Consider the following 17,733-nt stretch of genomic DNA (forward strand, 5'->3'; position numbering starts at 1 on the left):
CCTCCCGTCATCGTCTGTCCGTGCAACGAACGTACAGCGCGCCCGAAACTGTCACATCAGGCATAGCGCATCGATTGCGCTGTCCGACGCGTCATGACTCGACGACTACTCAAGCTCGGGCGTGAGGAACGAACTGGTGACAGGTTCGGTTTAGGCCGCGAGTGTGAGCGGCTCGGCTAGCTTGGCTTCGAACTCGATGGGCGTCAAGCCGCCGAGGGTGTCCTGGGCGCGCTGGCGGTGATACTTCCGCTCGATCCAAACGACGATGGCGAGTCGCAGCTCCTGCCGGGTCGCCCACCGCTGCTGGTTGAGGGCGTTCGTTTGCAGCAGTGACCAGAACGACTCCATGGCCGCGTTGTCCCCCGCAGCGCCGACTCTTCCCATCGATCCGACCATGTCGTGGCGGCGCAACTCGCGGGCCATCGCGCGGCTGCGGAACTGGCTGCCCCTGTCGGCGTGCAGGATGCAGCCGGCGACCTCACCGCGGCGCGCGACAGCATTTCGGACGGCGTCTACGGCGAGTTTCGCGGTCATCCGATCTGAGATCGAGTACCCGACGATCCGGTTGGAGAACACGTCCTTGATCGCGCAGCAGTAGAGCTTGCCTTCGCTCGTCCAGTGCTTCGTGATGTCCGTGAGCCAGAGCCGGTTCGGTGCATCGGCGCGGAACACGCGCTGGACGTGGTCGTCGAACACGGGCGGCCCGGCCTTCTTCCCCTTCCCGCGTCGCCGGCGTTGCGCGGACGAGAGAATCCCCGCCTGCGAGCACAGCTTCCACGCCGTCCGCCGGCTCATCCGCCACCCCGCTCGGCGGGCCTCGTCGGCGAGGTATCGGTAGCCGAACGTCGGGTCCTCGTGGTGCGCATCATGCAGCGCGTTGATCCGATATGCGCGGAGCACGTCCGCGTCCCGGACGGGGTCGTTGCGCCACCGGTAGTAGGGCTGGCGGGCGAGCTTGAGAACCCGGCACGACACCGTCACGGGGATCCCCGCGTCGGCGAGCTCAGATACGAGCGGGTACGTCATTTTGGGGAGCCACCAAGCCGCAGGTTCGCCTGCGACAGATACGCCGCCGCACGGCGGAGGACCTCGTTCTCCTGCTCGAGCAACCGGATCCGCTTCTTCAACTCCCGCGCCTCGGCGGCGTCCGCGGCGGTCTGGCCGGGACGGTTACCGTCTTCGACGTCGGCTTGACGGAGCCAGTTCTGCAACGTCGCTTCGCTGATACCGAAGTCGGCGGCGATCTGTTTGATGGTGACGCCGCTCTCGCGGCTGCGAGCAACCGCAACGACGTCCTCGCGGAACTCTCTGGGGTAGGGGCCGGGCATGATGACATCCTCCCCGTCAGCGCCTCCCGGCACTAACGATCAGTTGTCACCGATCCGTTCCTCACGCCCCCCGAAGATGTACCCGCGTGTCACAGAATCGTCGACGTCCGCGAGCCCGTCCGTGGGGCCGCTGTAGATCACGCGCCCGCCAGGTTCACCCGCACCCGGACCGATGTCGACGAGCCAGTCCGCGTGCCGCATGACACAGGAGGGAGCGCAGAGTCTCGGCGTTCGCGTAGCCGACCCGTAGCGCGATCTCGGCGGAGGTGAGGTCCGTGGTTGCTGAGAGGTGCCGAGCTCGTTCGATGCGCAGCCGTTGGACGAAGCCGAGCGGAGTGAGGTTGAGCGCCGCACGGACTCGTCGTTCGAGGGTGCGCCGGCTGGTGCCGAGATCGCTACTCGAAGCCGGAGGCTTCAGACCCGCGCTACACCCTCATTCGTGAAGGGCCCTTTTCAGTCTCCGGGGTGGGCGGTCTGGTCCGCGAGGAGACGAGCGGCCTCCGCAGCGTATGGTGCTTCCACTTGGACCTCGTAGTGGCCCGCCTCAAGGGTCTCCAGTGAGTCGAAGTCCCGTCGGCCGCCCTTAGCCAGGTGTCCAAGGAAGTAAAGCAAAGCGCCCCAAACTGCGCCAGAGGCGACCGAGATGATCAGGATGGCCAGCCAACCGAATCCGGGGGCGAACAGCCCGAACAGCAGACCTAGCAGAACACCGAACCATGCTCCAACGCCTGCGCCCCGTAGCGCAGCCTTTCCTCCTGTCAAGCGACCGAGTACATGCTCGACAACACGAACGTCGAGCCCCACGATCGCCACTCGTTCCACAGCGAAGCCGGCGTCGGAAAGACGGTCAACCGCTGCCTGCGCACTGGCGTAGTCAGAGAACCGCGCGATCGTTTGTTTCCAGCGGGGGTCATTGGTGAACGGGGGCTCACTAGCGTCCTGTTCCGAAGGGTTGTTGCGAGGGGCCTCGGGGCTGGTCATGGGCGTACTCCTTTAGTGAAAACTGGATGAATCACCGTGCTAAGACCAGAAGGCTGGGTGCACGCCCGTCTTCCGGTCTTGCAAGGCCGGGTGTTGCCCCGTTCGGCATCAGGGAAAGGTCGCCCCTGTTTGCTTTCGGCGCGTGCTGCGAACGAGAAGCTAACTCTGGCTCGTCGATGGGTCTCCGGCCGGGCGTTACTCCTGAGGCGAGTGCTGACTCAGGACATGAACCTTGCGCGGCTTGGCTTTCTCGCTGACCGGGATGACCAGGCTCAGCACGCCGTTGTCGTACGAGGCGGAGATGTTCGCCGAGTCCACACCCTCACCGATGCTGAACTGGCGGAGGTAGGTACCCGCCGGTCGCTCCTGAACGAGCCACTTGGCTCCCTCGGTGTGGGGTGCAGTGCGCTGGGCGCGGATGGTCAGCAGCTGACCGTCGACGTCGATGTCTACCGACTCCGGTTCGACCCCGGGCAGGTCGGCGGTGAGAATGTAACGGTCAGCTTCACGGTACAGGTCTACCGGCATCACACGCGGTCCCGGACGGGACTGAAGCAGGCCGGACGCGAGGCGGTCGAGCTCGCTCAAAGGATCGAACGACATTGCCATGATGAATCATTTCCTTTCCGTATGCGGGTCCTCGGGTCTATCCCGAGCCTGTAAATTAGCACTCTCCACGCGGGAGCCCATCGTTTTTGACCCTTTCATCTGGTTATTTCTCGTACCAAGAATCTGCTTTCTTGGGCGAAATCGTCATGCTGTCACCGCCTCGGCGACGACTCGCGCGAGGCGCTTGCCGATGAGGTGGTTCGTTGCCCGCACACGCCGAACGGTGACCCCCATCATCCGCTCCACGATGCGCAGCACGGCTTCGGAGCGGAAATCGTCGAGGTCACCCATGATGACGTCGATGGGGGCTTTGACATGGGCGATGTCGCTGAGAGTGGTCTGTGACTCGATGGAGTGCTGCAACGACTTGACGAATGGCTCCCAGTTGCGTTCAGTGATATCTACAGCTTTGGGGATGGGCAGCAGCCGCTGTACCAGCGCAGCGTGCCGGAGGGTGAACTCCCGGTTCGTGCGGAGGTACTCGTAGAGCCGCAGGTAGAAGTCCATCCGGGCCCGCTCGATGACGTCCCCTATTTCATGGGGTGCGAGATAGATAGGTGGGCTGACCATCAGGAGCTTCGCGACTCGCTTTTGCCGCCGGGCGGCGTACCGGGCGCCGATGAGGGCGCCCATGGAATGCCCGACCACAGTGAACGGCTCGCGCAGCCGCAGCGACGCGACCGTCCGCTCGATAGCGGCGACATGGTCGGCCAGGGTGTAATCGGCCCACTCCGGCGCCGGCGACTCGCCGAAGCCGAGCAGGTCGATGGCGATGCACCGGTGGGTGCGCTCGAGCAGCGGGATCACGTGGTGAAACGTCACCGACGAGGACGCGATACCGTGCAGCAGCAGCACCGTCGGGCCCTCGCCGCGTTCCTCGGCGATGTGCAGCACCGGCATGGGGCGAAACCACCTCATCCGACGCAACGTCGAGCGGATCTCGCCCGCTACGCCCGCATGGGCCACCGGAGGATCCGCGGGTTCTCCCACGGCTGCAGGGTTCGGGGCGGCGTGCGGCGTCAGGTGTCCCTGGATGTCGGAGCTCATGCGCGCACCCGACTGTGACGACCCTCGTTCAGGTACTCGTGGATCTGCCGGACCACACTGGCGCCCTCACCCACTGCCGAGGTCATTCGCTTCACAGACCCGTGCCGTACATCGCCGATAGCGAAGACTCCGGGGATGGTGGTCTCCAGAGAGAAGCGGGGGCTTCCTTCCGTCCGCGCGCCGGCCAGCTCCGCCTCCGCGCCGGTGAGGATGTACCCGTCGGGATCGCGTGCCACATCGACCTTCAATCCCGTCGTCGCCGGAGCGGCGCCGACGAAGATGAACACGTGCTCCACGGGGAGCTTCTCCAGCACGTCACCGTGGCGGACTGTGACCGCTTCCAAATGGTTGCCGCCGTGTGCTTCCACGACTTCCGAGGACAGCAGCACGCTGATACGGGGGTGATGTTGGATCTGGTCCACCAGGTATCTGGACATTCCCGCTCCCAGGTCCGCGGCTCGTACGACAAGGTGCACACGGGAGGACGTGCGGGCAAGAAACAGCGCGGCCTGGCCGGCGGAGTTGCCGCCGCCGACAACAGCGACAGGTGTGTCTACGCACATCCGCGCTTCCTGCGCTGTTGCCGCGTAGAACACGTTCGAGGTCTGGAACCGGTCCAGCCCCGCGGCGGGAAGCGAGCGGTATCGCACCCCGGTGGCAAGGACCACCACATCTGAGGTGAACTCCCTGCCATCTGCGAAGATCACCCGGAAGCGGTCCTCATCCTCCACGACTTCCTGGACCTTGGTCGGGATGTCCAACGTGGCACCGAACTTGCGCACTTGCAGGAGGCTGCGGTCGGCGAGCTCACTGCCAGAGATCCCAGCGGGAAATCCCAGATAGTTCTCGATCTTCGCTGCCGTTCCCGCCTGCCCGCCGGTGGCGACCGCGTCGCACAGGTAGACCGACAACCCGTCGGAGGCTGCGTACACCGCCGCGGCAAGACCAGCCGGCCCAGCGCCGACGACCACCACATCGCAGGTGGCCGGTGGGGCGGGCGGGCGCATCCCCAACTCGTCGGCAAGCCGTGCCGGGGTGGCACCCAGGACGGTGCGTGAGCCGCCGAGGATCACCAGGGGGAAGTCGGCGACGGTTGCGCCGAGCTGGCGGACCAGCCGTTCCGCTTTCTCGTCCTCATCCAGGTCCACCAGCCGGTGGGGCAGCCGGTTTCGTGCGATGAAGTCCAGCAGATCCCGGGTCTGCGGGGAGAAGCAGGAGCCGACGATCCGCAGTCCCGCTCCCGCCCCGATGGCCAGGGAGCGGCGGATGAGGTAGGCCCGCAGGATGATTTCACCCAACAGCGGGTCCGAGGTGACGATGGCCTCCAGTTCATCGACGGGCACCTCCACCACCTCGGTGGCGCCGATGGCGGAGACGAGTACGAAAGACGGCTGTCCTTCCAGCAGCCCGATATCCCCCACGAACCGGCCGTGGCCGTGCACCTCGACCGCCAACGGCTCATCGGAGTGACGCGGGTCCGCCGCAGGTTCGGTGTCCGCTGTCAGCAGGTGCCCTTCCAGGACGACATAGAGGGAGGATGGGTGCTCGCCGGGCTGGATGAGAACCTCCCCGTCGGTGAGTGTGCGGCGCTGCCCTCGTTCGAGCAGCACCGCGATTTGCTCGTCGCTGAGCCGCGGGAAGGCGCCGATGGTGTCAGGTGTCTCGGCCTGGGGGTGGTTGGCGCCGAGCGTGTCACTCATAGGTACGCTTCGTCCACGTAGCACCAGCTCCAGTTCTCCCCCGGCTCCAGCGACCGCACGATGGGGTGCCCCGCCGTGAGCGCATGCGTGCGGGCGTGCCGCATCGGGGAGGAGTCGCAGCACGCTACCTTCCCGCAGGTGCGGCACATCCGCAGGTGCAGCCAGGGCGTGCCGGCCGCCACGCAGTCCTCACATGACCCGGGTGTCCGGGGACGGACCGGACGGATCAGCGGGACGTGTGGGTCGACGTATGTCATGTGGCGCCGCCGGCCGAGTCAGCCTTCTTCTGCAGCGCCTCGTCCACCCAGCGCAGCAGCACGTCCGGCGGGGCGGCTCCGGCTTGGCGGGAGAGCACGTTCCCTTGGTTGAGGATGAGCAGGGTCGGCACCGCCTGGACGGAGAACTTGCGGGCCGTCTCCGGCGCGGCGTCCACGTCCACTTTCACCAGCTTGAGCTTGCCGGCACGTTTCGTGGCGACCTTCTCGAGGGCAGGGCTGACCATCCGGCACGGTCCGCACCAGGTCGCCCACAAGTCCACGAGCACCACTTGCGGGGCCTGCTCGACGACCTCGGCGAAGTCCGCGTCGCCCGCATCGACGATCCACGGCACGGCGCTCTTGCAGACGCCGCAGCGCGGGTACCCCGACGCAGCGGCGGGGACACGGTTCTTCTTCCCGCAGTTGGGGCAGGTCACAATCGCGCTCACGCCGCGTCCTCCTCTTCGGCGGGCGGTGCGATGTTGAAGACGAGGTCGTCGTCCTGCACGTCCAGCGTGACCGTCGACCCGTCCATCACCTGCCCGCTCAGCAGCGCACGGCCCAGCCGGGTCTCGATCTCATGGCTGATGTAGCGTCGCAGCGGACGCGCACCGTACACGGGGTCGTAGCCGCGGTCGGCGATGAGCTGGCGTGCCGCGGGCGTCAGCTCGATGCGGATCTGACGCTCGGCCAGCCGGGAGCGCAGGTCGGTGAACTGCAGCTCCACAATGTCCTGGATCTGATCACGCCCCAACGGCGAGAACACCACGATGTCGTCCACCCGGTTGAGGAACTCGGGACGGAAGTGGGCGCGCAACTCACCGAGCACACGGTTTCGCACGTCGTCGGGGATCGCGCCGCCATCGGAGCCCAACAGGTGATGGGCACCGATGTTGGAGGTCATGATGACGATGGTGTTGCGGAAGTCGACGGTGCGTCCCTGGCTGTCGGTGATGCGGCCGTCATCGAGGACCTGCAGCAGCGTGTTGAACACGTCCGGGTGCGCTTTCTCGATCTCGTCGAAAAGGACCACGCTGTACGGGTGGCGGCGCACCGCCTCGGTCAGCTGCCCTCCCTCGTCGTACCCGACATACCCGGGAGGTGCACCGACCAGCCTGCTGACGGTGTGACGTTCCTGGTACTCGCTCATGTCCAGCCGGACCATCGCCGACTCGCTGTCGAACAGTGCTTGCGCGAGCGCTTTGGCCAGTTCGGTCTTTCCCACACCGGTGGGGCCGAGGAAGATGAACGAGCCGATGGGTCGGCGCGGGTCGCGGATGCCGGAGCGGGCACGGATGATCGCGTCGCTGACGAGTGTGATGGCCTCATCCTGACCGACCACCCGCTCCTTGAGGGTGGCGTCCAGGGTGAGGATCTTGGTGCGTTCACCTTCCTGCAGCCGGGCCACGGGGATCCCCGTCCACGCTGCGACGATCTCGGCGATCTCGTCCTCGGTGACCACCTCCCGCAGCAGCCGCTGCCGGCCCTGCTTGGAGGTGAGACGCTCCTCCTCGGCGCGCAGGCGTCGTTCCGCGTCAGCGATAGCCCCGTACCGCAGTTCAGCGGCACGGTTGAGGTCGTAGGAGCGCTCAGCTTCCTCCGCCTCCCGCCGCAGCCGCTCCAGCTCACCGCGCAGCTCCTGGACCTTGCGGATCGCTTGACGCTCCGCCTCCCACTGGGCGCGCTTGGAGTCCGCCTCCGCCTTCAGGTCGGTCAGTTCCCGGCGCAGCTCCTCCAGCCGGTTCTTGCTGGCAGCGTCCGTTTCCTTCGACAGCGCCGCTTCCTCGATCTCCAGGCGAGTCACCCGCCGGGTCAGCTCGTCCAGCTCGGCGGGCATTGAGTCGATCTCGGTCCGCAGTCGCGCGCAGGCTTCGTCGATGAGGTCGATGGCCTTGTCGGGCAGGAACCGGTCGGAGATGTACCGGTGGGACAGCACGGCGGCAGCGACCAGGGCGCTGTCCTGGATGCGGACACCGTGGAAGACCTCCAGCCGTTCGCGCAGGCCGCGGAGGATGGAGATCGCGTCCTCCACGTCGGGTTCGTCGACCATCACCGTCTGGAACCGGCGTTCCAAGGCCGCGTCCTTCTCGATGTGCTTGCGGTACTCATCGAGGGTGGTGGCACCGATGAGGTGCAACTCCCCGCGGGCGAGCATCGGTTTGAGCATGTTGCCGGCGTCCATCGCCCCTTCGGTGGCCCCCGCCCCCACCAGAGTGTGCAACTCGTCGATGAACAGCAGGATGCGTCCCTCCGCTGCTTGCACCTCCGCCAGGACTGCCTTCATTCGCTCCTCGAACTCGCCCCGGTACTTCGCACCGGCGACCAGGGCAGACAGGTCCAGCGAGAACACGGTCTTGTCGCGAAGGCCCTCGGGCACGTCCTCACGCAAGATCCGCTGGGCAAGGCCCTCCACGATGGCGGTCTTCCCGACACCGGGCTCGCCGATGAGGACGGGGTTGTTTTTGGTCTTGCGGGAGAGAATCTGGATGACCCGGCGAATCTCCGCATCACGCCCGATGACCGGGTCAAGCTTGCCCAACCGGGCGTCAGCGACCAGGTCACGGCCGTACTTCTCCAACGCCTCGTAGGTCTGCTCGGGGGTGGCGGAGTTGACGTGCTGGTTGCCGCGGATCCTGGTGAGCGCGCTGAGGAAGCTCTCCCGGGTGACACCGTGCCCGCGCAGCACTCGGGACGCGGCACGGTTGGAGGAGTCGTCGGCGAGGGCCAGAACGAGATGCTCCACGGAGATGTAGGAGTCTTTCAGCCGCTTTGCCTCCCGCTCCGCCCGTTCCAGGGTGGAGGTGAGGCTGCGGCTCACGTACACCTGACCGGTCTGCGGGGAGGACCCGGAGACGCTGGGCTTGCGGGCGATCTCCGCTTCGACGTCGGCGCGTACCGCTTCCACGTCAGCACCCGCTGTCTGCAGCAGTCGGGGAACCAGCCCCTCCTCCTGCTGCAGCAGTGCGAGCAGGAGATGCTCCTCATCCGTCTCGATCTGACCGGCCTGGACCGCGATGCTCTGGGCCGAGGTGAGCGCTTCCTGCGACTTCTGAGTGAGTGAGTTCATGTCCATGAGGTGTCTCCTTCAAGTCGGATGGTCCGGTGCCGCTCGAGCTGCTCGATGCGGGCGAGCAGGTCGAGCACGAGTGCGATGCCGGCGTAGTTCACGGCAAGATCGGAGTGCAGACGCACGATGGTGTGCACGCGGGCGGGGACGGTACGGGCGAACCACAGCCGGCCGCTGGTGTCGACGTGTGCGGTGACCAGCCCCAGCTCGACGAACTTCCGCAGCGTATCCGGGTGGATACCTGCGGCCACCGCGGTCGCCGCCAGGTCGGCCCGGGCGATACGGACGGGCAGGTGATGTGAGGTCATGATCCTCTCCTAGCATCAAACGACGATACGTCGCGGAGCTGTTCGAACAGCTCCTTCTCCTTCTTGCTGAGAGTGCGGGGAACGACGACCTTCACCCGCGCATACAGGTCTCCCGGCTGTCCTCTGCGGGGCATCCCCTGCCCGCGCAGGCGGAGCCGCCTGCCAGTGGACGAGCCGGGCGGAACGTGCACGGTGACCGGGCCGCCGGGGGTGGGCACGCTGACATCCGCGCCCAGCGCCGCCTCCCACGGTGAGATGGGAAGGTCCGTTTCGATGTCCGCGCCGCTGAGCCGGTACCGCTTGCTGTCCTTCACGCGCAGCGTGACCAGCAGGTCCCCGTCCTGTCCGTCGGCGCCCGCTCCGCCTGCGCCCGCGATCCGCAGCCGCTGCCCGTCGACAGCGCCCGCTGGGATATCGATGGTGTACTCCTGCGCGCCGCCGTACGGGGACGCAACCTGCACGGTGCGCCGCCCGCCCCGGTAGGCCTCCTCGACGGTGATCTCCAGCTCCGCGGTGTGGTCCTCGCCGCGACCGAAACCACCGAAGCCGCCCCCGAAGAGGTCCTCCCAGTTCACGCTCTGCGCGCCACCCCCGCTCCACGTGTATCGGGTGCCCCCGCTGCGTCGCGGCTGCTCGGAGGAGCGAGCCGCGTCTGCGGCGGCGTACTGCCGGAAGTTCTCACCAAACCGGTCGTACTGCGCACGGGTTTCCGGGTCCGACAGCACATCGTGGGCTTCACTGATCCGTTTGAAGGTATCCTCCGCCCCCGGGGTCTTGTTGACGTCCGGGTGGAACTTGCGGGCCTTCTCCCGGTAGGCGCGGCGAATCTCCTTCTGATCCGCCGACCGGGAGACCCCCAGCGCACTGTAGAGATCCTCCGCCATCTCCTACTCCTCATCCGGCCTGCGGGTGACCACGACCGCAGCCGGTCGCAGCATCCGCTCAGGCGTTCCGAACCCGGGGCGAGTGACGGCGCGGATGCTGCGTGGCGGGACGCTGGCATCCTCGACGACCGAGACCGCCTCGTGCAGCTGCGGGTCGAACTCCGCACCGTCGGTGACAATCTCGGGGTACCCGAGTGCGCGCAACGCATCAGCGGCCTGCGCCCGGATGGCCTGCATGCCACCCAGAACGCCCTCGTCGAGATCCACCCCGAAGCTGAGCGCCCGATCCAGCCCGTCGACGACAGGCAAGAAGGCTTTGGCGGTGTGCTGCCGCTCCTGCTCGCGGACGGTCTGGATCTCGCGCGCCATCCGTTTGCGGAGGTTGTCGTAGTCCGCAGCCGCCCGGCGCCACCGGTCCTCGGCCGTCTCCAACTGGGCGGCGACCGCTGCTTGCGCGGCGCGGATCTCCTCCGGGGACACGTCGGTGAGGTCGTCCTTCAGCAGGTCCACGGCCCGCGTGTCCTCGTTCTGCTCCTCGACCATCGCGATCCTCCCTCCGTGCTACTTGTCGAATTCGGCGTCGACGACGTCGTCTTCGTCGTCCTGAGCGGGCTGCTCAGCATGGCTGGCGTTCGCGCGGGCCGCAGCAAGGGACTGCGCAACCTGCAGCAGCTCGCCAGTGCGCTCTTTCGCATCCTGCTCGCCGACGTTGTTCTGCACTGCCTCGCGGGCCTGCGTGATGAGCAGCTCCGCGCGGGCACGCTCGTGCTCCGGTGCAGCGTCGCCGAGCTCACGCAGTACCCGCTCGACCTGGTAGGCGGCGGAGTCCAGCTCGTTGCGGGCGTCCACGGCCTGGCGCAGCGCCTGGTCGTCAGCACGGTGCTGCTCGGCTTCCTTAATCATCCGGTCGATCTCGCCCTGGTCCAGATTCGAGGTGTCGCTGATGGTGATGCCCTGCTCGGTGCCGGTGTCCTTGTCCTTCGCCGTCACGTGCAGGATGCCGTTCGCGTCGATGTCGAAGGTGACCTCGACCTGCGCTTCACCGCGAGGAGCGGGGCGGATGCCGGTGAGCTGGAACCGGCCCAGCACCCGGTTGTCTGCGGCGTTCTCCCGCTCGCCCTGCAGCACGACGATCTCCACCGACGGCTGGTTGTCTTCGGCCGTGGAGAACACCTCGCTGCGCCGGGCGGGGATGGTGGTGTTGCGTTCGATGATCTTCGTCATCACGCCACCGCGGGTCTCTACACCCAGCGACAGCGGGGTGACATCCAGCAGCAGCACGTCGTCGACGTCGCCCTTGAGGACGCCCGCCTGGATGGCGGCGCCCACAGCGACCACCTCATCGGGGTTCACCGTCATGTTCGGCTCCTTGCCGCCGGTGAGCCGCTTGACGAGCGCTTGGACAGCGGGGATGCGGGTGGAACCGCCCACGAGGATGACCTCGTCGATATCGTTCTCGCTGACCTTCGCGTCGGCCATCGCCTGACGCACCGGATCGAGGCACCGCTCAACGAGGTCAGCGGTGAGGTCTTCGAATTTGGACCGCTTCACGGTCATGGTGAGGTGCTTGGGTCCGCTGGCGTCGGCGGTGATGAAGGGCAGGCTGACCTGGGTCTGAGACACCGAGCTGAGCTCGACCTTCGCCTTCTCGGCCGCCTCGAACAGTCGCTGCAGCGCCTGCGGGTCGTTGCGCAGGTCGATGCCGTTCTCGTTCTTGAACTCTTCGGCAAAGTGGTCCACCAGCCGGCGGTCGAAGTCGTCGCCGCCAAGGTGGGTGTCACCGGCGGTGGATCGCACTTCGACGACCCCGTCGCCCACGTCGAGGAGGCTGACATCAAACGTGCCGCCACCGAGGTCGAACACCAGGATGGTCTCGTGGTTCTTCTTGTCCATTCCGTACGCCAGTGCGGCGGCGGTAGGCTCGTTGATGATGCGCAGCACCTCGAGCCCGGCGATGCGTCCGGCGTCCCTGGTCGCGGTGCGTTGGGCGTCGTTGAAGTAGGCGGGAACGGTGATGACGGCCTCGGTCACTTTCTCACCGAGGAACTTGCTGGCGTCGTCGACGAGCTTGCGCAGCACCTGGGCGCTGATCTCCTCCGGCGCGTACTGCTTGCCGCGGATGTTGAACCGTGCTTCGCCGTTGGGGCCTTCCACGACGTCGAAGCCGACGGCGTTGGCTTCCTCCTTGATCTCGTCGAAGGAACGGCCGATGAACCGCTTGGCGGACGAGATGGTGCCCTTCGGGTTGAGGATGCTCTGCCGGCGGGCAAGCTGCCCCACCAGCCGTTCACCGTCCTCGGTGAAAGCGACCACCGACGGGGTAGTGCGGGCTCCCTCCGCGTTCGGGATGACCTTCTCCTCGCCGTTCTCCCAGACGGCGATAACGGAGTTCGTGGTTCCCAGATCGATTCCTACTGCCTTGGCCATGTCGGTTTCCTTTCTGTTGCGGTGAGCGCCCGGATTCCGGAGACGCCGAACCTGGCGCCCGGACGGCGCTGAGCGAGTGAACTGCGGGACTCTAGTGGATGTTCGAGGGGATCCTGCGCACAGCTAGTTTCGCCAGCGACATCCCGATGAGCAACAAGGTGTTGTGGTAGCGGGCACTGATCCGCGTGTTTGGCATCGAGAATGTACTGGTCGTGATCGCGAGATGGATCCACCGGCACCGGTTGCTCGGTGTTGCGTCCGACTGCATTTGCGATCACCTTGGCTACCTCCTCGTACACGGAGAGTCGATATGGCTCGACTTTGGCTTTCTCCGCGTGCCCGTGTCAGAAAGCTGGGGCTGTTGTCGCCATCCTGGACCGCCGTTTTCAAATGCGCAAGGCATCGGCCCGACGAATTTTCTCGCCATGCTGGTCCGCGTACTTCGAGCCAGGAAGGGAATCTTATGGTCGCTCTTCACCGTCTTGAGACCCGGCGTCGCTGTGACACCAGGTGCTGTGACACCAGGTGCTGTGACACCAGGTGCTGTGACACCATAGGTCATCGAGATGGTGGCCTCTGGATCAGCGGGCGAAGCCGCGCGACCGGCGCGCGCGAGGAACGCCGTGACAGCACGATGACAATGGCTTGAGCCCCGCTGATCGGGGACAGGGTTGATGTCTGTCACCCGTTCCGCTGGACCTCGCCCGGCTCCTGCCGGTACGTGTAGGCGGCGGCCCGGACCGCCTCGTCGCTCTCCAGGCCCGCGCCCAGGGCTCCGCCGACCGTTGCCAGGGCGCTGGCCAGCACGGCCAGCTTGAAGTAGTCGCCGACTTGAACCGCGTGTCCGAGGTTCTCCTCCAGCAAATGTGCAGGCACCAGCAGTGGGGTGATCAGGAGTGCGAGGAGCAGGAGCGCTGTGTACAGGAAGGTCACACCCAGCACGACCGTTCCCGTCGTGGCCAGGTTGAATAGGGTGACGTGCTTCCCACCCGCCGGATTCGAACCGCGCTCCCAAAGGCCCGCTCCGAGGATCAGCGAGGCCGTGATCGCTGCGACGGCGCCCATTCCGATCGCCGTCAACCTGGTCCAGCTGAGCGCGTCGCCCAGTTGCCAGATGTCGGATGTGATCATCGCGAAGACTCCGGCCGCCAGAGCGGCGGTCAGAGCCTTGGAGAGTCCAATAGCAAGCCGCCACGGCTGATTGGCCCGGATCATTCCGACCAGGAGTCGCGCGTTCCCTTTCAGGACCCTCGCCGTGAACATGACGCTGCCGTCTCCCCCTTCCTGCTGACTCCCGAGCTCGCCAGCGCGGCGCCGGAGGGCGGCCTGCGAGCCAGCGGACCCGTGATCCTCGGCCTCCCCGAGCAAGGTGCGCACGAGACCGACGACTGCGCCACTGGCGCGTCGACGCAGTCCCACCGCCCCGAGCGCCGGCAGGCATACGACAGCCACTCCGTGCACCGGGCTGGCATGGGCGACCACCGGCCGGCGACGAACGCTGAGCGGCAAGTCGGTGAGGCAGACGACGAGGTCCCAGGCCTCCACCAGGAGCCGCTCCCGCGCCGCGCCGACGAGGACAGCGTCGTCAGCAGGTGGGTGGACGAGGGCATCGACCACCGTTGGCACCCGCCATCGGACGGTGGGCATCAGAACACTCAGCTCTGCGCGCAGGTCCTCAGCGAGATCAGCCGCGACTTGGGCGGCCACACCCGGAGCCGAGATGAGTCCGATCACCACCTCACCGGCACTCACAGGCAGCCGGTCGGGTTGCAGGAATGGGTTCGAACAGTGTGCGTCATACACACAAGTGTGGGGTCGCCCGCGGAGTAGTGCAAGAAGCATCCGTCAGGTGTGCGCCGCGATCCCAGGTCAGTGGCCGAGCGAGCTGGCTCGGCAGCGGCGACATGGTGTTGGTGAGCGAGTTCTTCATCGTGATCGCGCCGTAGTCGGCCAACGCGGGCCTGTTCTTCGGAATCTCCGTGTGCCGGTAGCCCTCCTAGCGGGGAAGGTGGAGCAGCATCGTGAACCGCGCCGTCCGTTCGACGCCGGTGCCGATCGCGGGTGCGGGGGTCGAGTTCCCCCGCAAAGAAAGTCGTCGCCGCTTTCAGGATCGCGACGTCCTCACGAAGCCGCCGGTTCCCGGCATTCAACCGGCGGGGCCGACCAGCAAATCCAGCGTCAACCCGGAACGGGCGATGCGCGATATCGCGACGGCTTGGTCGGGATCGAGCCGAACACCCCTGATCTTGCGAGAGGTGTGCCGCGCGACGAGCCGCGCCGTCAGTGCTGGCCCGCCAATGCGCTGGCTGTGCGCGAGTAGGCGCTGCTCGGCGTCGAGGATGTCTTGGCTGGAGTACGCGATCTGATCGACCGGCTGGAATAGCAGCCAACCGTCACCCACCTCTTAAACGAGCGATGTCTCCGGATACGGCGGTGAGGTGGCTGAGGCCGCTCGTGCGCATGTCGGCGTCGACCCCGTCGGGCACCGCGGTGGTGTCGCCCACGGCCAGCCCGGGAAGGAGTCCCGCACCGGGTTCCGGGAGTCGGGTGGCGCGCTCGACGAACGACCGTCGCAGGTCGGCAGCGATTCCGAAGACACCCGGCGCCGCTCGCTCCACGGTTCCCACGGTGACGAAGACGACGAGCCCCGCCCGCTCCCCCGGATCCGTTCCCACACTCTCGCCGGTCACCCGCACGACCGCACCGAGGACGAACCCCTCAGCCTCCGCGATCCCGATACGCACCGGTCCGCTCGCCAGCCCCGCGGCACCCGGCGCACCGATGCCGCTCAACTGCACGTCCATCCACAGGCGCCCGTCCCGCCCCACGGACGCCGATGACGACACTTCACCGACCGCTTCGACGACCCTGCCGTCCCACTCCCGCACGGCGTCACGGTCCGCAGACTCTACGAGCACGGTGAATGCCACGGCGGCCCCGGCCGCGAGAACCACGATCATCAGGCCGCTCCACGTCGCGACTGCGGGACGCCGGAGCGCGAGCACGGCGCCGATGATCACCGCGAATGCCAGGCATCCACCCGCCAGCCATCCCGCCGTTCCCGGCACGGAAACGCAGACCAGGGCCATACCCCACGCACCGACCGCTACCGGCAGCAGGCGCAGATCACGGGTCACCCGGTTCCCCACTCGGGCCCCGGGGACGATCGCTGCGGCTCATGCATCCGATCACCCTAGAGTCGCGCCGGTGCCCACTCCGCCCGCCGCGACCGCCGCTGCACGAGCGGAGGACAACACCTCTCGAGGTCAGGACGTGGAGGAGCACTTCTCCGAGGGCGGAGAGACAGTCGGCGTCGGGCGCGACCGTTCCATCAGCCTGACTGCGGCAGACAGGCGTAGCGTGGGGCTCACGACGACACCGCTATGCTTCGCGCATGACTGAATCTCTGGGGGATTCTCCGGACGAACTCGCTGTGGCCGAGCGCAAGCTCAGCCGTCGGGGATGGCTGATCACGCTCTTCGCAGTGGGGTGGCTCGCAATGACAATCGGCGCAGCATTTCTTGTCGCCGACCTCACCGGACGATGGATCCCCACCGTCTTCTTAGGACTCACGTTCGGCCTCGGTGTGTTCATCCCCGTGATTCGAGATCAAAAGCGGCGGAGACGGGAACTCTCCGATGCGGGCAGCGGTCCGGGGAAATAGATGGCTGCGCCTGACCCCGCACCGTCCCTGATCCAGCAGCGCCTCGCTCTCGGACGCTTGCGTCTGACCGCTCTCTTCATGATGTTCGGCTGGGGCGCAGTCGCGGCACTCCGGGGCGTAGGCATCCATGACGTCGCCGACGTTGTCAACTGGATCGCCTTCCTCCTACCGTTGGCACTGGCGTCGTACGGAGTGAAGCTCTGGTTCGACTACCGCCGCAAGGTGCGTGCCTTCGAGGCTGCGCACGGACCGGACGCTGGCAAGCAGGCGTAGCACGACGCTCCTCTCTCGCCCCTGCGCACTCCGGGTCCATGGCAGCGGCGCCCGAGGCGTGACGCTCGTCACACGCGTACCCCGTCGCGCAGCCCCTCCAAGACCTTCTCGCCGATCCCCGGTACCGCCAGGAGGTCGTCCACCGTGCGGAATCGACCATTCTCCTCGCGCCACGCGACGATGCGCTCGGCAAGCGCCGGCCCGATTCCCGGAAGCTCTTCCAGAGCTGCCTTATCCGCGGTGTTCAGGTCGACGGCGCCATCACCGGGAGGCCCGGCCGAGGGGTCGGCGACGGCACCCACGACCGGCACGAGGATCTGCTCCCCGTCCTCGACCCGTCGGGCGAGGTTGACCCCCGCGAGGTCGGCGGCATCCGTCGACCCGCCGGCGGCCGCGAGAGCATCGACGACCCGGGAGTCGGTTCGCAACACGTACAGACCCGGGCGCTCGACCGCCCCGAGCACATGCACGTAGATCTCCGCGGGCGCGGACTCGACCGACGCCGAGCTCTCCGCGAGCGGAACGGCCTCGACGGACGACGGTCGGCCCTGCAACAGCCCGAGGCCGACGGCCGTGGAAAGCGCGATGATCGCCAGCACGACCGCCGCGCCGAGCCCGAGGCGGAGCCTCCGACGGGGCGGAGGAGGTGGAGGCGGCGACGAGGTCATCCGGTCACCCTATGCGTCGCGCCCACCGCGTCCCGGGCCCGGATCCGGGGAACGTGGACAGGTGCTCAGACGGGACGCGCCGTGGAGGACAGCCGTCAGCCCTTCGCGCAGGACAGATTCGCGTGCACCTCGACGACCCTCTGGTCATCGGGATAGCCCGCTTCCTCCAGAGCCGTCCGTACGTCTTCCCGCACGGCCTCCAGGTAGGCGGAACCGCGGAGCCGGATCGCGGGAACCGTGTCGAGGTCGGGGTCGTCATCGAGGAGGCGGTACCAGTCGTCCCACTGCCGGTCACTGACGGTCGCCTCCTGCAGAGCGTCGGCAGCGATGCGCTCGGCTTCGGCGGGCGGGTTCTCCACCGCCGGAGCCAGCCACCACCCGATCTCGCACGTCCCGCCCAGCGACGGCACCGACTCAGAGCGATCCGGCCCGCCGATCGGGGGCACGATCCCGCATCCGCTCAGAGCCAGCGCCCCGATGAGCAGGCACACGCCCCAGGACACCCGTCCCCGCACGCCGA

Annotated in this window: 18 protein-coding genes and 3 pseudogenes; 2 read left to right on the top strand and 19 right to left on the bottom strand. The window is 67.0% G+C overall.

What is annotated here, in order from left to right:
* Positions 1-150: 150 nt before the first annotated feature.
* From ACIGJI_RS15630 to ACIGJI_RS15710, 17 genes and pseudogenes are all read right to left on the bottom strand, one after another.
* Positions 151-1,328 (bottom strand): annotated as a pseudogene (locus ACIGJI_RS15630) (IS3 family transposase).
* A 154-nt stretch (positions 1,329-1,482) separates the two neighbouring features.
* A pseudogene (locus tag ACIGJI_RS15635) lies at positions 1,483-1,728 on the bottom strand (helix-turn-helix domain-containing protein); the annotation flags it as partial.
* Positions 1,729-1,781: 53 nt separating this feature from the next.
* Positions 1,782-2,309: a general stress protein gene (locus ACIGJI_RS15640; RefSeq protein ID WP_141386018.1), complete on the bottom strand. Its 528-nt coding sequence runs from the start codon at positions 2,307-2,309 to the stop codon at positions 1,782-1,784.
* Positions 2,310-2,504: 195 nt separating this feature from the next.
* The gene (locus tag ACIGJI_RS15645) at positions 2,505-2,918 is read right to left on the bottom strand and encodes an Hsp20/alpha crystallin family protein (protein WP_183623767.1); all 414 of its coding nucleotides are present in this window, start codon (positions 2,916-2,918) and stop codon (positions 2,505-2,507) included.
* Between the two features lie 144 nt (positions 2,919-3,062).
* Entirely contained in the window at positions 3,063-3,965 is a 903-nt protein-coding gene (locus tag ACIGJI_RS15650) for an alpha/beta hydrolase (RefSeq protein WP_363447590.1), read from the bottom strand.
* Complete coding sequence (locus ACIGJI_RS15655) at positions 3,962-5,665, bottom strand: FAD-dependent oxidoreductase (protein ID WP_363447592.1); 1,704 nt, start codon at positions 5,663-5,665, stop codon at positions 3,962-3,964. The genes ACIGJI_RS15650 and ACIGJI_RS15655 overlap by 4 nt, the downstream gene beginning before the upstream one ends.
* Complete coding sequence (locus ACIGJI_RS15660; protein ID WP_363447594.1) at positions 5,662-5,922, bottom strand: UBP-type zinc finger domain-containing protein; 261 nt, start codon at positions 5,920-5,922, stop codon at positions 5,662-5,664. Before ACIGJI_RS15660 ends, ACIGJI_RS15655 begins: the two co-directional genes overlap by 4 nt.
* Complete coding sequence (gene trxA, locus ACIGJI_RS15665) at positions 5,919-6,371, bottom strand: thioredoxin (protein ID WP_363447597.1); 453 nt, start codon at positions 6,369-6,371, stop codon at positions 5,919-5,921. Before trxA ends, ACIGJI_RS15660 begins: the two co-directional genes overlap by 4 nt.
* Positions 6,368-8,995, bottom strand: a complete 2,628-nt coding sequence (gene clpB, locus ACIGJI_RS15670) for an ATP-dependent chaperone ClpB (protein ID WP_363447600.1) — start codon at positions 8,993-8,995, stop codon at positions 6,368-6,370. The genes trxA and clpB overlap by 4 nt, the downstream gene beginning before the upstream one ends.
* Positions 8,986-9,297 carry a chaperone modulator CbpM gene (locus ACIGJI_RS15675; RefSeq protein WP_363447602.1) on the bottom strand — a complete coding sequence of 104 codons (312 nt, stop codon included), beginning with the start codon at positions 9,295-9,297 and terminating at the stop codon, positions 8,986-8,988. Before ACIGJI_RS15675 ends, clpB begins: the two co-directional genes overlap by 10 nt.
* A complete protein-coding gene (locus ACIGJI_RS15680; protein ID WP_363447604.1) occupies positions 9,294-10,181 on the bottom strand; it encodes a DnaJ C-terminal domain-containing protein in 888 nt (295 codons plus the stop codon). Before ACIGJI_RS15680 ends, ACIGJI_RS15675 begins: the two co-directional genes overlap by 4 nt.
* A 3-nt stretch (positions 10,182-10,184) precedes the next feature.
* A complete protein-coding gene (locus ACIGJI_RS15685) occupies positions 10,185-10,724 on the bottom strand; it encodes a nucleotide exchange factor GrpE (RefSeq protein ID WP_363447606.1) in 540 nt (179 codons plus the stop codon).
* A gap of 18 nt (positions 10,725-10,742) precedes the next feature.
* Complete coding sequence (gene dnaK, locus ACIGJI_RS15690; protein ID WP_363447608.1) at positions 10,743-12,608, bottom strand: molecular chaperone DnaK; 1,866 nt, start codon at positions 12,606-12,608, stop codon at positions 10,743-10,745.
* Between the two features lie 681 nt (positions 12,609-13,289).
* On the bottom strand, positions 13,290-14,255 hold the full coding sequence (locus ACIGJI_RS15695) for a hypothetical protein (protein WP_363447611.1): 966 nt from the start codon (positions 14,253-14,255) through the stop codon (positions 13,290-13,292).
* A gap of 193 nt (positions 14,256-14,448) precedes the next feature.
* Positions 14,449-14,667, bottom strand: a pseudogene (locus tag ACIGJI_RS15700) (IS30 family transposase); the annotation flags it as partial.
* Between the two features lie 87 nt (positions 14,668-14,754).
* Positions 14,755-15,009, bottom strand: coding sequence for a hypothetical protein (locus tag ACIGJI_RS15705; protein WP_363447613.1), 255 nt, complete (start codon positions 15,007-15,009; stop codon positions 14,755-14,757).
* Positions 15,002-15,745 (bottom strand): hypothetical protein, encoded by a 744-nt coding sequence (locus ACIGJI_RS15710; RefSeq protein WP_363447616.1) that lies wholly within the window; start codon positions 15,743-15,745, stop codon positions 15,002-15,004. The genes ACIGJI_RS15705 and ACIGJI_RS15710 overlap by 8 nt, the downstream gene beginning before the upstream one ends.
* 257 nt (positions 15,746-16,002) lie before the next feature.
* Between ACIGJI_RS15710 and ACIGJI_RS15715 the strand changes: the two genes are divergently transcribed.
* Positions 16,003-16,272 carry a hypothetical protein gene (locus ACIGJI_RS15715; protein WP_363447618.1) on the top strand — a complete coding sequence of 90 codons (270 nt, stop codon included), beginning with the start codon at positions 16,003-16,005 and terminating at the stop codon, positions 16,270-16,272.
* The gene (locus ACIGJI_RS15720) at positions 16,273-16,545 is read left to right on the top strand and encodes a hypothetical protein (protein WP_363447621.1); all 273 of its coding nucleotides are present in this window, start codon (positions 16,273-16,275) and stop codon (positions 16,543-16,545) included.
* 68 nt (positions 16,546-16,613) lie between these two features.
* On the opposite strand, the gene ACIGJI_RS15725 is transcribed toward ACIGJI_RS15720, so the two are convergent.
* Together ACIGJI_RS15725 and ACIGJI_RS15730 are read right to left on the bottom strand one after the other, a co-directional pair.
* A complete protein-coding gene (locus tag ACIGJI_RS15725) occupies positions 16,614-17,213 on the bottom strand; it encodes a ComEA family DNA-binding protein (RefSeq protein WP_363447623.1) in 600 nt (199 codons plus the stop codon).
* Between the two features lie 95 nt (positions 17,214-17,308).
* The gene (locus tag ACIGJI_RS15730; RefSeq protein WP_363447626.1) at positions 17,309-17,728 is read right to left on the bottom strand and encodes a hypothetical protein; all 420 of its coding nucleotides are present in this window, start codon (positions 17,726-17,728) and stop codon (positions 17,309-17,311) included.
* Positions 17,729-17,733 lie beyond the last annotated feature (5 nt).

The sequence above is a fragment of the Microbacterium sp. NPDC064978 genome, assembly GCF_044543605.1.
GTDB classification, from domain to species: domain Bacteria; phylum Actinomycetota; class Actinomycetes; order Actinomycetales; family Microbacteriaceae; genus Microbacterium; species Microbacterium meiriae.

Excerpts from the sequence above, each read along its gene's own strand:
- ACIGJI_RS15640 (WP_141386018.1), bottom strand. The coding sequence starts at position 2,309 with ATGACCAGCCCCGAGGCCCCTCGCAACAACCCTTCGGAACAGGACGCT.
- ACIGJI_RS15645 (WP_183623767.1), bottom strand. The coding sequence starts at position 2,918 with ATGGCAATGTCGTTCGATCCTTTGAGCGAGCTCGACCGCCTCGCGTCC.
- ACIGJI_RS15650 (WP_363447590.1), bottom strand. The coding sequence starts at position 3,965 with ATGAGCTCCGACATCCAGGGACACCTGACGCCGCACGCCGCCCCGAAC.
- ACIGJI_RS15655 (WP_363447592.1), bottom strand. The coding sequence starts at position 5,665 with ATGAGTGACACGCTCGGCGCCAACCACCCCCAGGCCGAGACACCTGAC.
- ACIGJI_RS15660 (WP_363447594.1), bottom strand. The coding sequence starts at position 5,922 with ATGACATACGTCGACCCACACGTCCCGCTGATCCGTCCGGTCCGTCCC.
- clpB (WP_363447600.1), bottom strand. The coding sequence starts at position 8,995 with ATGGACATGAACTCACTCACTCAGAAGTCGCAGGAAGCGCTCACCTCG.
- ACIGJI_RS15675 (WP_363447602.1), bottom strand. The coding sequence starts at position 9,297 with ATGACCTCACATCACCTGCCCGTCCGTATCGCCCGGGCCGACCTGGCG.
- ACIGJI_RS15680 (WP_363447604.1), bottom strand. The coding sequence starts at position 10,181 with ATGGCGGAGGATCTCTACAGTGCGCTGGGGGTCTCCCGGTCGGCGGAT.
- ACIGJI_RS15685 (WP_363447606.1), bottom strand. The coding sequence starts at position 10,724 with ATGGTCGAGGAGCAGAACGAGGACACGCGGGCCGTGGACCTGCTGAAG.
- dnaK (WP_363447608.1), bottom strand. The coding sequence starts at position 12,608 with ATGGCCAAGGCAGTAGGAATCGATCTGGGAACCACGAACTCCGTTATC.
- ACIGJI_RS15695 (WP_363447611.1), bottom strand. The coding sequence starts at position 14,255 with ATGCCCACCGTCCGATGGCGGGTGCCAACGGTGGTCGATGCCCTCGTC.
- ACIGJI_RS15715 (WP_363447618.1), top strand. The coding sequence starts at position 16,003 with ATGACTGAATCTCTGGGGGATTCTCCGGACGAACTCGCTGTGGCCGAG.
- ACIGJI_RS15720 (WP_363447621.1), top strand. The coding sequence starts at position 16,273 with ATGGCTGCGCCTGACCCCGCACCGTCCCTGATCCAGCAGCGCCTCGCT.
- ACIGJI_RS15725 (WP_363447623.1), bottom strand. The coding sequence starts at position 17,213 with ATGACCTCGTCGCCGCCTCCACCTCCTCCGCCCCGTCGGAGGCTCCGC.